Genomic DNA, 14,740 nt, shown 5'->3' with positions numbered 1-14,740 from the left:
ATGAAATATAGTTATGGATAGAAGTTCTGCTGGTATCAGATGTCAATACCCAAGATCAGGCAATGATGACAACCAACCGGGTGACCAGGCCGCTTCTTCACGGCGTGGACGATATGGACATGCCACAGTCAGACAATGGGATCCCCCTTCCCGCACTGCCCCGAGGCGTCATGAGTTTTACCATTCTTCTTTCACACGCTCTTCACAACATCTACAGTACCGTTCAGTAAACTCTGCTCAAGATTTCAACACCCTCACCAGACAGGAAATAATGGCTGACCTGCTGACTAAATCTTATCGTTTTGGTGATCGCTATGATGGGAGACTTCACGGTCAATATGCCAGTTCAATTAAAAAATACACGTCAGCGTCTAAAAGACCATTAAATCGAGCCGAACAAAGCCAGCTGATACGTTTACTGCAAAATTTTTCCGTAACCCGGAGCTGGAATTGGCGAAGCCTGACGACAACACTTCAATCATTGACTTCAGCGGGTGTATTTACCCCTCATAACCCCATGGAGGAGCGTGTTAAGCGTACTCAAGCGGCCTTACTGTCAACGCTACTTGATGCAATAATATTCAAGTGCAACCAAAAACCTCAAGCCAGGGATATTGATGCTCAGGGAATCGCCAACCTGCTGTGGGCCATGGCAAAACTGGTAGACAGCGGGCAGGAGCGAACACCAAGGTTCAACGAGGCCGTGGCTACGCTGTTACCCCACGTAAATGGACAGAAAGCTAACTTTAAACCACAGGGAATCGCCAACCTGCTGTGGGCCATGGCGAAACTGGTGGACAAGGGCCAGGAGCGGACACCGGGGCTCAATGAGGCCCTGGCCAGGCTATTGCCCGACGTGAACGCACAGAAAGATAACTTTAAACCACAGGAAATTGCCAACCTGCTGTGGGCCATGGCGAAACTGGTGGACAAGGGCCAGGAGCGGACACCGGGGCTCAATGAGGCCCTGGCCAGGCTATTGCCCGACGTGAACGCACAGAAAGATAACTTTAAACCACAGGAAATTGCCAACCTGCTGTGGGCCATGGCGAAACTGGTGGACAACGGGCACGAGCAGACACCAGGGCTCAACGGGGCCGTGGCCGTGCTCTTGCCCCTCGTGAACGCACAGAAAAACCAATTTATTCCTCAGCATATCGCCAACCTGCTGTGGGCCATGGCGAAACTGGTGGACAAAGGGCAGGAGCAGACACCAGAACTCAAAGAGGCCGTGACAGCACTGTTGCTCCCCGTGAACGCACAGAAAACCAACTTTAAACCACAGGAAATTGCCAACCTGTTGTGGGCCATGGCGAAACTGGTGGACAACGGGCACGAGCAGACACCAGGGCTCAACGGGGCCGTGGCCGTGCTGTTGCCCCTCGTGCATGAACAGAAAGACCAACTTAATGCCCAGGGAATCACCAACCTGCTATGGGCCATGGCGAAACTGGTGGACAACGGGCAGGAGCAAACACCAGAACTCAACGAGACCGTGGCCGCGCTGTTGCCCCTCATGAATGCAAAGAAAGACCAATTTATTCCTCAGGCTATCGTCAACCTACTGTGGGCCATGGCGAAAATGGTGGACAACGGGCAGGAGCACATACCAGGGCTCAAAGAGGCCGTGGCCGCGCTATTGCCCCACGTGAACGCACAGAAAGACCAGCTTAATACCCAGGGTATCGCCAACCTGCTATGGGCCATGGCAAACCTGGTGGACAACGGGCAGGAGCAGACACCAGAACTCAACAAGGCGGTGACCGCGCTGTTGCCCCTCGTGAACGCACAAAAAGACCCATTTATTCCTCAGCATATCGCCAACCTGCTGTGGGCCATGGCGAAACTGGCGGACAACGGGCAGGAGCGAACACCTGAACTCAACGAGGCCGTGGCCGCGCTGTTGCCCCACGTAAACGCACAGAAAGACCAATTTATTCCTCAGCATATCGCCAACCTGCTGTGGGCCATGGCGAAACTGGTGGACAATGGGCAGGAGCAAACACCAGGGTTCAGACAGACCGTGGCCGCACTGTTGCTCCTCGTGAACGCACAGAAAACCAACTTTAAACCTCAGGAAATTGCCAACCTGCTGTGGGCCATAGCGAAACTGGTGGACAACGGGCGGGAGCAGACACCAGAACTCAAAGAGGCCGTGGCCGCACTGTTGCTCCTCGTAAACGCACAGAAAACCAACTTTAAACCTCAGGGTATCACCAACCTGCTGTGGGCCATGGCGAAAATGGTGGACAACAGCGAGGAGAGGACAACAGAGTTCAATGAGGCCGTGGCCGCACTGTTACCCCACGTGAACGCACAAAAAGCTAACTTTACACCACAGGGTATTGCCAACCTGCTGTGGTCCATGGGGAAACTGGTGGACAACGGGCAGGAGCGGACAACGGAGTTCAATGAGGCCGTGGTCGGGCTGCTGCCCCACGTGAACCCACAGAAAGCTAACTTTAAACCACAGGAAATCGTCAATCTGCTCTGGGCCATGGCAAAACTGGTGGACAGCGGGAAGGAGCAGACACCAGAACTCAATGAGGCCGTGGCCGCGCTGTTGCCACACGTGAACGCACAAAAAGACCAATTTAATGACCAGGGCATCGCCAACCTGCTGTGGGCTATGGCGAAACTGGGTGAACTCGTTGACCTGAACGTGGTTACATCCACGTTCGAATCGCTTGTCTACCGAATCAGTGACAACCCTCAGCTCTCTCAGCAAGACATATTTATGTCTCTCTGGGGGTTAATGGTATGTTGTGCCAGATTGGCTCTGGTCTCTGATGCCAACAAAAATAACTGGCTTGAAAAGCACATGGATGACCTGTTTACCCGTCTGGAAAATACATTCCTGCACAATGAAGAGGATCAACGCATCATTGCCATGGCCGCCAGTTGGCTTGGGAGAGCGTGCCCGTTCGTCCCTCATTACCAGACTATCAGGTCAAAACCTCAATCCGACTTCCGTGATCAACTCCAATCATGCTTTCCCTCTTTGCAGATTGAAGAAGAAAAGAGTCTGAATTCACTGCCTCCGGTTGACCTGCTCCTGCCAGATCACAACATGGTGATTGAAGTTCAGGGGCCCTCTCATTACGTGGGTGGTGATTTCAACACCAGGAATGGTTCGACTCTGCTGAAAATCGCACTGTTGCAAAAAGCAGGATTTGAGGTCATTGAAATTCCGGTTAACAGGCTTTGGAATCAGGATTTAATGAAACCATACATTGATCAAATAAAGACCAGGACAGGCATACCGCCACAAGGGCATGGCTCTGTATCACTTAAAAGAAGGTGGGCAGATGCGCCATACGTTACTGCTGATAAAGGCAGGCAACCCTCAGATCACGGTCACTTAACCGCCGAAGAACATTTACAAGAACAAACCCGCAAACCAGCCAAGAGGAAGAAAAAAACAGCCAGTAATCCCCTCCCTTCGATCCAGAAACTGTTTTCACATTCCTGCAAAATGAACTTCTGAACAGAACCGCAGTCTGCTTTTTATATTCTCATGAATTAATGAAATATAGTTATGAATAGATGCTCTGCTGGTATCAGTGATCAATACGCAAGATCAGGTAATGATGACAACCAGCCGGATAACCATACCGCTTCTGCAAGGGGTGGACGATATAGACAGTGTACAGTCAGACATCGGAATAATCCTTCCCATCCTGCCCCGGGGCACAATGAATTTTACTATTCACCTGACGCATGCCCTCCTCAAAATCTACTGCACCGTTCAGTAAACCTTGCTCAAGATTTTAATGCCCTCATAAAAGAAGAAATAATCATTGGCTGGGTGAATAAATCGGATCGTTTCGGTGATCGCTATGATGGGAGAGATCACGGCCTATATGCCAGTTCAATTAAAAAATACACGTCAGCTGCTAAAAGACCATTAAATCGAGACGAACAAAGCCAGCTGATACCTTTACTGCAAAATTTTTCCGTAACACGAAGCTGGAATTGGCGAAGCCTGACGACAACACTGCATTCATTGACTTCAGCGGGTGTATTTACCCCTCATAAGCCCATGGAGGAGCGGGTTAAGCGTACTCAAGCGGCCTTACTGTCAACGCTACTTGATGCCATCATATTCAAGTGCAACCAAAAACCTCCAGCCAGGGATATTGATGCCCAGGGTGTCGTCAACCTGCTGTGGGTCATGGCAAAACTGGTAGACAGCGAGCAGGAGCAAAAACCAGGACTCAACAAAGCTGTGGCCGCACTGTTGCCCCTTGTGAACACCCAAAAAGACCAATTTAATGCCCAGGGCATCAGCAACCTGCTGTGGGCCATGGCGAAACTGGTGGACAACGGGCAGCAGTTGGCACCAGAGCTTAACCAGGCCGTGGCTGCGCTACTGCCCCGCGTGAACGCACAGAAAAACCAATTTAATGCCCAGGGCATTGCCAACCTGCTGTGGGCCATGGCGAAACTGGTGGATAACAGACATGAGTTAACACCAGGGCTCAACGAGGCTGTGGCCAAACTGTTGCCCCACCTGAACGCAAAAAAAAAACCAATTTATTCCTCAGCATATCGCCAACCTGCTGTGGGCCGTGGCAAAACTGGTGGACAACGGGCTGGAACAGACAGCAGAACTTAACAAGGCCGTGGCCGCGCTGTTGCCCCTCGTGAACGCAAAAAAAAACCAATTTATTCCTCAGCATATCGCCAACCTGCTGTGGGCCATGGCAAAACTGGTGGACAACGGGCAGGAGCAAACCCCAGAACTCAACAAGGCCGTGGCCGCGCTGTTGCCCTTCGTGAACGCACAGAAAGCTAACTTTAAACCTCAGGAAATCACCAACCTGCTGTGGGCCCTGGCGAAACGGGTGGACAACGGGCAGGAGCGGACACCAGGGCTCAAAGAGACTGTGGCCGCGCTGTTGCCCCAAGTGAGCGCACCAAACAACCAATTTATTCCTCAGCATATTGCCAACCTGCTGTGGGCCATGGCGAAACTGGTGGACAACGGGCAGGAGCAGACACCAGAGCTCAAAGCCGCCCTGGCCGTACTGTTTACCGGCGTGAATGCACAGAAAAATCAATTTAACCCTCAGCATATTGCCAACCTGCTATGGGCCATGGCGAAACTGGTGGACAATGGGCTGGAGCAAACACTAGAGCTGCACAGGGCCGTGGCCGCGCTGCTGCAACATGTGAATGTACAGAAAAACCTATTTAATGCCCAGGATATCGCCAACCTGCTGTGGGCCATGGCGAAACTGGCGGACAACGGGGCGTTGATATCAGGGCTCAACGAGGCCGTGGCCGCGCTGTTGCCACGCGTCAACACAGAGCAAGCTAACTTTAAACCACAGGAAATCGCCAACCTTGTGTGGGCCATGGCGAAACTGGTGGATAACGGGGAGTGGACATCAGAGCTCAGCGAGGCCGTGACCGTGCTATTGCGCCATGTGAACACCCAGAAAGCGAACTTTAAACCACGGGAAATCACCAACCTGCTGTGGGCCACGGCGAAACTGGGTGAGTTCGTTGAGCTGAACGTGGCTACCTCTGTGTTTGAATCGCTTGTTTACCGAATCAGTGAAAATCTTCAGCTCTCACAGCAAGACATATTGATGTCGCTCTGGGGAGTAATGGTCTGCTGTGCCAGATTGTCTCTGGACTCCAATAACAATAACTGGCTTGAACCGCACATCGATGAGCTGTTTACTCGTCTGGAAAACACCTCCCCGGACAATAAAGAAGATCAATCCATCATTGCCATGGCCGCAAGCTGGCTTCGCAGGACGTGTCCGTTCGTCCCCCATTACCCGACAACCATTTCAAAACCTCAGGCCGACTTCCGCGCTCAACTCCAATCATCCATTCCCTCTTTGCGGATTGAAGAAGAAAAGTGTTTGAACTCATTACCTCCGGTTGACCTGCTACTGCCAGATCACAACATGGTGATTGAAGTGCAGGGACCATATCATTACGTGGGTGGTGATTTCACAACCAGGAATGGTTCGACTCTGCTGAAAATCGCACTGTTGCAAAAAGCAGGATTTGAGGTGATTGAAATTTCGGTTAACAGGCTTTTGAATCAGGATTTAATGAAACCATACATTGATCAAATAAAGGCCAGGATAGGCATCCCGCCACAGGGGCATGGCTCTGTATCACTTAAAAGAAGGTGGACAGATGCGGCATACATTATTGCTGATAAAGGCAGGCAACCCACAGATCACGGTTACTTAAACGCAGAAGAGCATTTAGAAGAGCAAACCGACAAACCTGCAAAGAGGAAGAAAACAAACAGCCAGTAATCCCCTCCCTTCGACCTGTCTCTTAGTCACAACTTCTATACTTGACTTATCCTTTCTGAGATAGGTCAAGACCATGTTTACACCACTACCTCCTCAGCAATGGGCTGAACATACTTTCAAGTGCTCAGACTTAGGTGACAAGCGTCGTACAAAAAGACTAACTCATGTAGCCGCTGAGCTGGCTGCCCACACGGGCTCATCTTTAGCCTCCTCTTGTGAAAGCAACCTTGCAGTGGTTGAAGGTGCCTATCGATTTATTGGAAATGAAGCTGTAGAACCGGATGCTATTGCAGAGCCGGATTTCAGGCGACCGCGCTCGCTGTACACGATGCACAACTCTTGTTAGCCATTGAAGACAGTACCACTCTCAGCTACAAACATTCCATCAGGTCAGACTGGGCGATATAGTGAACCAAAAAATAGCAATGCCAGAGGCATTTGGGCTCACTCAGTGTTGCTTCTGGATGCTGATACTGAGCGAACAATGGGGCTGATTGATCAGCAACGCTGGATTAGAGACGACGGGGAGCGCGGCAAGCGGAACACTCGCAAGCAGCGACCTTACGAAGAAAAAAGAAAGTTTTAAGTGGCAGCAGTCCTCTGAAAGCATTGAGCACAGGCTGGGTGCCCAAATGACCAGGGTAGTTAGTGTCTGCGATCGTGAAGCCGATGTTTATGAATATATCCAGTACAAGACCACTCACAGTCAAAGGTTTGTTGTCAGAGCAACACAAAACCGAATTTTAATTGGTGATAACCAACTTCTTTTTGATGCTTTGGCTGAAGAACCAACCTTGGGTGACTCTAAACGAACAGGCGTTTCCGGATGGTTAGTTGTTTGGGATGGCTGGGCGAAACTGCAAGACCGTCTCCACACTTACCGGATGACAAAGGGTGTAGAGATCTGACTAAGAGACAGCCCTTCGACCAGGAACCGTTTTCACAATCCAACAAAATGAACTTCTGCACAGAACCGCAGTCTGCTTTTAATATTTCCATGAATTAATGAAATATAATTATGCATAGAACATCTGCTGGTATCAGTGGAAAATACGCAAGACCAGGTAGTGATGACAACCATCCGGATAACCATACCGCTTCTGCAAGGCGTGGACGATATAGACAGTTTACAGTCAGACATCGGGATAATCCCCCCCGCCCTGCACTGGGGCACAATGAATTTTACCATTCTCCTGGTGCATGCCCTCCTCAAAATCTACAGCGCCGTTCGGTAAACCTTGCTCAAGATTTTAATGCGCTCATCAAACAGGAAATAATGGATGGCCTGGTGAGTAAATCTTATCGTTTCGGTGATCACTATGATGGGAGAAATCACGGGCAATATGCCAGCTCAATAAAAAAATACACGTTCGCTACTAAAAGACCGTTAAATCGAGCGGAACAAATCCAACTGATGCATTTGCTGCAAAATTTCACAGCAACGTGGAAATGGAATTGGCGAAGCCTGACGACAACACTGCACTCATTTACTTCAGCGGGTGTTTTTACCCCTCATAACCCCATAGATGAGCGTGTAAAGCATACTCAAGTTGCCTTATTGTCAACACTGCTTGATGCAATAATATTCAAGTGCAACCAAAAAGCTGAAGCCAGCTATATTGGTGCCCAGGGTGTCGCCAACCTGTTGTGGGCCATGGCGAAACTGGTAGACAGCGGGCAGGAACGAAAACCAGGGCTCAACGAGGCTGTGGCCGCACTGTTGCCCCACATGAACGGACAGAAGGACCAATTTATTCCTCAACATATTGCCAACCTGCTGTGGGCCATGGCGAAACTGGTGGACAACGGGCAGGAACAGACGCCAGAACTCAATGAGGCCGTGGCCAGCTTATTGGCCGATGTGAACGCACAGAAAGGTAACTTTAAACCACAGGAAATCGCCAACCTGCTCTGGGCCATGGCGAAACTGGTGGACAACGGGCAGGAGCAAACACCGATGCTCAGCAGAGCCGAGGCCGTTCTGTTGCCCCATGTGAGCGCACAGAAGGCTAACTTTAAACCACAGGGTATCGCCAACCTGCTGTGGGCCATGGCGAAACTGGTGGACAACAGGCAAAAGCGAACACCAGAGCGCAACGATGCGGTGGCTGCGCTGTTGCCCCACGTGAGCGCACAGACAGCAAACTTTAAACCACAGGGTATCGCCAACCTGCTGTGGGCCATGGCGAAACTGGTGGACAACGGGCAAGAGCAGACACCGGGGCTCAACAAGGCCGTGGTCGCGCTGTTGCCCCACGTAAATACACATAAAGACCAATTTAATGCCCGGGGAATCGCCAACCTGCTGTGGGCCATGGCGAAACTGGTTGATAAGGGGCTGGAGCGGACACCACAGCTCAAAGAGGCCGTTGCCACGCTGTTGCCCTTCGTGAATGCACAGAAAGCTCACTTTAAAGCACAGGAAATCGCCAACCTGCTTTGGGCCACGGCGAAACTGGTTGATAAGGGGCTTGAGCGAACACCACAGTTCAAACAGGCCGTGGCCACGCTGTTGCCCTTCGTGAACGCACAGAAAGCTAACTTTAAACCACAGGAAATCGCCAACCTGCTATGGGCCATGGCAAAACTGGTGGACAACGGGCTGGAGTGGACACCACAACTCAAAGAGGCCGTGGCCGTGCTGTTAGTGAACCCAGAGAAAGCTAACTTAAAACCACAGGAAATCGCCAACATGCTGTGGGCCATGGCGAAACTACTGGACAACGGGCAGGAGCAGACACCAGGGCTCAAAGAGGCCGTGGCCGCGCTGTTGCCCCTCGTGAACGCACAGAAAGACCAATTTATTCCTCTGCATATCGCCAACCTGCTGTGGGCCATGGCGAAACTGGTGGATAGCGGGCAAGAGCGGACACCAGAGTTTAACGAGGCCGTGGCTGCGCTGTTGCAACACGTGAACGTACAGAAAGACCTATTTAATGCCCAGAATATCGCCAACCTGCTGTGGGCCATGGCGAAGCTGGTGGACAACCGGGTGGACAACGGGAAGTGGATACCAGAACTCAACAAGGCCTTGGCCGCGCTGTTGCCTCACGTGAATGCACAGAAAGATCAGTTCATTCCTCAGCATATCGCCAACCTTGTGTGGGCCATAGCGAAACTGGTGGACAACGGGGAGTGGACATCAGAGTTCAACGAGGCCATGGCCGCGCTGTTGCGCCACGTGAACACACACAAAGCTAACTTTAAACCAAAGGAAATCGCCAATCTGCTGTGGGCCACGGCGAAACTGGGTGAGTCCGTTGAGCTGAACATGGTTACCTCTATGTTTGAATCGCTTGTTTACCGAATCAGTGAAAACCCTCAGCTCTCACAGCAAGAAATATTGATTTCTCTCTGGGGAGTGATGGTTTGCTGTGCCAGATTGTCTCTGGATTCCAATAACAATAACTGGTTTGAAAAGCACATGGATGACCTGTTTACACGTGTGGTAAATACATCCTCAGACAATGAAGAGGATCAACGCATCATTGCCATGGCCGCCAGTTGGCTTGGGAGAGCGTGCCCGGTCATCCCCCATTACCAGACTACTATGTCAAAACGTCAATCCGAGGTTCGCGATCAACTCCAATCAGGCTTTCCCTCTTTGCAGATTGAAGAAGAAAAGAGTCTGAACTCACTGCCTCCGGTTGACCTGCTACTGCCGGATCACAACATTGTGATTGAAGTTCAGGGGCCCTCTCATTACGTGGGTGGTGATTTCAAAACCAGGAATGGTTCGACTCTGCTGAAAATCGCACTGTTGCAAAAAGCAGGATTTGAGGTCATTGAAATTCCGGTTAACAGTGTTTGGAATCAGGATTTAATGAAACCATACATTGATCAAATAAAGACCAGGACAGGCATCCCGCCACAGGGGCATGGCTCTGTATCACTCAAAAGAAGGTGGGCAGATGCGGCACGCATTACTGCTGATAAAGGCAGGCAACCCTCAAATCATGGTTACTTAACCGCCGAAGAACAAACCGGCAAACCAGCCAAGAGGAAGAAAAAAAAGCCAGTAATCCCTTCCCTTCGACCCTGGAACCGTTTTCACATTCCAGGAAAGTTCTACCAGCGTTGAAGACCTGTTACCCCTGAATTTCGTCCCGGATGCGTTGAAGATAACGGATGGTTGGCATCAGGAGCAGATGAGTTTCTCCCACTGCTTACATTGATCAACATTCCAGCAAAATGAACTTCTGAACAGAACCGCAGTCTGCTTTTTATATTCTCATGAATTAATGAAATACAGTTATGGATAGAAGCTCTGCTGGTATCAGTAGTCAATACGCAAGATCAGGCAATGATGACAACCAACCGAATGGCCAGGCGTCTTCTTCACGGCGTGGACGATATAGATATGCCACAGTCAGGCAATGGGATAACCCCTCCCGCACTGTCCCCGGGCGTAATGAATTTTACCATTCTTCTTTCACACGCTCTTCTCAACATCTACAGTACCGCTCAGTAAACCCTGCTCAGGATTTTAATGCGCTCATCAAACAGGAAATAATGGATGACCTGGCGAGTAAATCTTATCGTTTCGGTCATCGCTATGATGGGAGAGATCACGGTCTGTATGCCAGTTCAATTAAAAAATACACGTCAGCTGCTAAAAGACCGTTAAATCGAGCGGAACAAAGCCAGCTGCTGCGCTTGCTGCAAAATTTTACCGCAACACGGAGTTGGAATTGGCGAAGCCTGACGACAACACTTCATTCATTGACTTCAGCGGGTGTTTTTACCCTTCATAACCCCATGGATGAGCGTGTAAAGCTTACTCAAGCTAACTTATTGTCAACGCTACTGGATGCAATAATATTTACCTGCAACCAAAAACCTCAAGTCAGGGACATTGATGCCCAGGGAGTCGCCAACCTGCTATGGGCCATGGCTAAACTGGCGGACAACGGGCAGAAGCGAACACCAGAGTTCAACGAGGCCGTGGCCGCGCTGTTGTTCCACGTGAACACACAGAAAGACCTATTTAATGCTCAGGGTATCGCCAACCTGCTGTGGGCCATGGCAAAACTGGTGGACAAGGGGCAGGAGCGAACACAAGAGCTCAATGAGGCCGTGGCCAGGCTATTACCCGACGTGAACGCACAAAAAGCTAACTTTAAACCACAGGAAATTGCCAACCTGCTGTGGGCCATGGCGAAACTGGTGGACAACGGGCAGGAGCAGACACCAGGGCTTAAAGGGGCCGTGGCCGTGCTGTTGCCCTTCGTGAACGCACAGAAAGACCAATTTATTCCTCAGCATATCGCCAACCTGCTGTGGGCCATGGCGAAACTGGTGGACAACGGGCAGGAGCGGACACCAGAACTGAACGAGTCCGTGGCCGCGCTGTTGACCCGCGTAAACGCACAGAAAGACCAATTTAATGCCCAAGGTGTCACCAACCTGCTGTGGGCCATGGCGAAACTGGTGGACAACGGGCATGAGCGGACACCAGAACTGAACGAGGCCCTGGCCGCGCTGATGCACCACGTGAACGGGCAGAAAGTTCACTTCAAACCACGGGAAATCGCCAACCTGCTGTGGGCCATGGCAAAACTGGTGGACAGCGGGCAGGAACAGACACCAGAACTCAACGAGGCTGTGGCCGGGCTGTTGCCCCACGTGAGCGCACTGAAAGCTAACTTCAGACCACAGGGTATCGCCAACCTGCTGTGGGCCATGGCGAAACTGGTGGACAACGGGCAGGAGCAGACACCAGGGCTTAAAGGCACCGTGGCCGTGCTGTTGCCCTTCGTGAACGCACAGAAAGACCAATTTATTCCTAAGCATATCGCCAACCTGCTGTGGGCCATGGCGAAACTGGTAGACAACGGGCAGGAGCGGACACCAGAACTGAACGAGTCCGTGGCCGCGCTGTTGACCCGCGTAAACGCACAGAAAGACCAATTTAATGCCCAGGGTGTCACCAACCTGCTGTGGGCCATGGCAAAACTGGTGGACAAGGGGCATGAGCGGACACCAGAACTGAACGAGGCCCTGGCCGCGCTGGTGCACCACGTGAACGGGCAGAAAGTCCACTTCAAACCACGGGAAATCGCCAACCTGCTGTGGGCCATGTCAAAACTGGTAGACAACGGGCAGGAACGGACACCGGGGCTTAAAGGGGCCGTGGCCGTGCTGTTGCCCTTCGTAAACGCACAGAAAGACCAATTTATTCCTCAGCATATCACCAACCTGCTGTGGGCCATGGCGAAACTGGTGGACAACGGGCAAAAGCGAACACCAGAGTTCAACGAGGCGTTGGCTGCGCTGTTGCCCCAAGTGAGCGCACAGAAAGCAAACTTTACACCACAGGGTATCGCCAACCTGCTGTGGGCCATGTCAAAACTGGTGGACAACGGGCAGGAGTGGACACCGGGGCTCAAAGAGGCTGTGGCCACACTGTTGCCCCAGGTGAACGCAAAGAAAAACCAATTTATTCCTCAGCATATCGCCAACCTGCTGTGGGCCATGGCAAAACTGGTGGACAACGGGCAGGAGCAGACACCAGGGCTCAAAGAGGCTGTGGCCTCACTGTTGCCCCAGGTGAACGCACAGACAGCTAACTTCAAACCACAGGAAATCGCCAGCCTGCTATGGGCTACGGCGAAACTGGTGGACAACGGGCTGGAGCAGACATCAGGGCTCAACAAGGCCACGGCCGCGCTGTTGCCCTTCGTGAACGCACAGAAAGATAACTTTACACCACAGGCTATCGCCAACCTGCTGTGGGCCATGGCGAAACTGGTGGACAACGGGCAGGAGCGGACACCGGGGCTCAAAGAGGCCGTGGCCGCGCTGCTGCCACTCGTGAACACAGCGAAAGCTAACTTCAAACCACAGGAAATCGCTAACCTGCTGTGGGCCATGGCGAAACTACTGGACAACGGGCAGGATACACCAAAGCTTAAAGAGACCGTGGCCGCGCTGTTGCCACTCGTGAATGCACAGAAAGATAACTTTACACCACAGGCTATCGCCAACCTGCTGTGGGCCATGGCGAAACTGGTGGACAACGGGCAGGAGCGGACACCAGAACTGAACGAGTCCGTCGCCGCGCTGTTGCCCCACGTGAACGCATTTAAAGACCAATTTATTCCTCAGCATATCGCCAACCTGCTGTGGGCCATGGCGAAACTGGTGGACAACGGGCAGGAGCAGACACCAGGGCTTAAAGGGGCCGTGGCCGTGCTGTTGCCCTTCGTGAACGCACAGAAAGACCAATTTATTCCTCAGCATATCGCCAACCTGCTGTGGGCCATGGCGAAACTGGTGGACAACGGGCAGGAGCGAACACCAGAGTTTAACGAGGCCATGACCGCGCTGTTGCCATGCGTCAACACGGAGAAAGCTAACTTTAAACCACAGGAAATCGCCAACCTGCTGTGGGCCATAGCGAAACTGGTGGGTAACGGGGAGTGGACATCAGAGCTCAACGAGGCCGTGGCCGCGCTATTGCGCCACGTGAACACACAGAAAGCTAACTTTAAACCAAAGGAAATCGCCAATCTGCTGTGGGCCACCGCGAAACTGGGTGAGTTCGTTGAGCTGAACCTGGTGACCTCTATGTTCGAATCGTTTGTTTACCGAATCAGTGAACACCCTCAGCTCTTACAGCAAGACCTATTGATGTCTCTCTGGGGAGTCATGGTTTGCTGTGCCAGATTGTCTCTGGACTCCAATAACAATAACTGGCTTGAAAAGCACATGGATGAGCTGTTTACTCGTCTGGAAAATACATCCTCAGACAATGAAGACGATCAACGCATCATTGCCATGGCCGCCAGTTGGCTTGGGAGAGCGTGTCCAGTCGTCCCCCATTACCCGACAAACATTTCAAAAATCCAGGCCGACTTTCGCGATCAACTCCAATCATGCTTTCCCTCTTTGCAGATTGAAGAAGAAAAGAGTCTGAACTCATTGCCTCCGGTTGACCTGCTCCTGCCAGATCACAACATGGTGATTGAAGTTCAGGGGCCCTCTCATTACGTGGGTGGTGATTTCAACACCAGGAATGGTTCGACGCTGCTGAAAATCGCACTGTTGCAAAAAGCAGGATTTGAGGTCATTGAAATTCCGGTTAACATGCTCTTGAGTCAGGATTTAATGAAACCATACATTGATCAAATAAAGACCAGGATAGGCTTCCCGCCACAAGGGCATGGCTCTGTATCACTTAAAAGAAGGTGGGCAGATGATTCATACGTTACTGCTGATGACAGGCAACCCTCAGATCACGTCTACTTAACTGCCCAAGAACATTTAAAAGAACAAACCGGCAAACCAGCCAAGAGGAAGAGAAAAAACAGCCAGCAATCCCCTCCCTTCGCCCCAGGAACCGTTTTCACATTCAAGTAAAGTTCTACCAGCGTTGAAGACCTGTTGCCCCTGAATTTCGCCCCGGATGTTTTGAAGATAACGGATGGGTGGCATCAGGAGCAGATGAGTTC

The 14,740-nt window shown here is 51.4% G+C and carries 7 protein-coding genes; all 7 read left to right on the top strand.

Translation table 11 applies throughout. The annotated features are described in order from the left end of the window. Positions 1-13: 13 nt before the first annotated feature. Positions 14-3,487 (top strand): DUF1601 domain-containing protein, encoded by a 3,474-nt coding sequence (locus ACO6VE_RS12445; protein ID WP_422450758.1) that lies wholly within the window; start codon positions 14-16, stop codon positions 3,485-3,487. A gap of 51 nt (positions 3,488-3,538) precedes the next feature. After that, on the top strand, positions 3,539-4,618 hold the full coding sequence (locus tag ACO6VE_RS12440; RefSeq protein ID WP_422461574.1) for a hypothetical protein: 1,080 nt from the start codon (positions 3,539-3,541) through the stop codon (positions 4,616-4,618). Next, positions 4,572-6,287 carry a DUF1601 domain-containing protein gene (locus tag ACO6VE_RS12435; RefSeq protein WP_422461572.1) on the top strand — a complete coding sequence of 572 codons (1,716 nt, stop codon included), beginning with the start codon at positions 4,572-4,574 and terminating at the stop codon, positions 6,285-6,287. Before ACO6VE_RS12440 ends, ACO6VE_RS12435 begins: the two co-directional genes overlap by 47 nt. Before the next feature lie 73 nt (positions 6,288-6,360). After that, the gene (locus tag ACO6VE_RS12430) at positions 6,361-6,633 is read left to right on the top strand and encodes an IS4/Tn5 family transposase DNA-binding protein (RefSeq protein WP_422461570.1); all 273 of its coding nucleotides are present in this window, start codon (positions 6,361-6,363) and stop codon (positions 6,631-6,633) included. A 148-nt stretch (positions 6,634-6,781) separates the two neighbouring features. Next, the gene (locus ACO6VE_RS12425) at positions 6,782-7,195 is read left to right on the top strand and encodes a hypothetical protein (protein WP_422461568.1); all 414 of its coding nucleotides are present in this window, start codon (positions 6,782-6,784) and stop codon (positions 7,193-7,195) included. 110 nt (positions 7,196-7,305) lie between these two features. Continuing rightward, complete coding sequence (locus ACO6VE_RS12420) at positions 7,306-10,368, top strand: DUF1601 domain-containing protein (protein ID WP_422461566.1); 3,063 nt, start codon at positions 7,306-7,308, stop codon at positions 10,366-10,368. 173 nt (positions 10,369-10,541) lie between these two features. Further along, positions 10,542-14,648: a DUF1601 domain-containing protein gene (locus ACO6VE_RS12415; RefSeq protein ID WP_422461564.1), complete on the top strand. Its 4,107-nt coding sequence runs from the start codon at positions 10,542-10,544 to the stop codon at positions 14,646-14,648. Positions 14,649-14,740 lie beyond the last annotated feature (92 nt).

Source organism: Endozoicomonas sp. ALB115 (assembly GCF_049310245.1).
Taxonomy (GTDB): domain Bacteria; phylum Pseudomonadota; class Gammaproteobacteria; order Pseudomonadales; family Endozoicomonadaceae; genus Endozoicomonas.
This window is presented reverse-complemented; position numbering and strand designations above follow the sequence as displayed.